At 43.4% G+C, this 219-nt stretch carries 1 protein-coding gene; it reads right to left on the reverse strand.

Annotation, left to right across the window (positions count from 1 at the left end):
• A partial coding sequence (locus tag HMPREF2541_RS01640) for a transposase (protein ID WP_141744163.1) occupies positions 1-219 on the reverse strand: 219 nt, incomplete at both ends.

Below are 219 nucleotides of genomic sequence, written 5' to 3' on the forward strand. Positions count from 1 at the left end.
ATTGTTGTTAAATCGCCATTCGCACTCTTTCAAATACAGCTCGAAATGCTTTTTCGGAATGCCGTTGAATTTACGCAAATGGCGTTTGGCCTGACTCCAGAAGTTCTCAATCCCGTTAATGTGGTTTTGCCTGTCTGCAAAACAGGTGCGGTGATTGATGCGCAAGTGGTTAAACTCGCTAACATCCAATACATTGTAGGCACTGTGGCAATCAGTATA

The sequence above is a fragment of the Eikenella sp. HMSC061C02 genome (genome assembly GCF_001809035.1).
GTDB lineage: Bacteria > Pseudomonadota > Gammaproteobacteria > Burkholderiales > Neisseriaceae > Eikenella > Eikenella corrodens.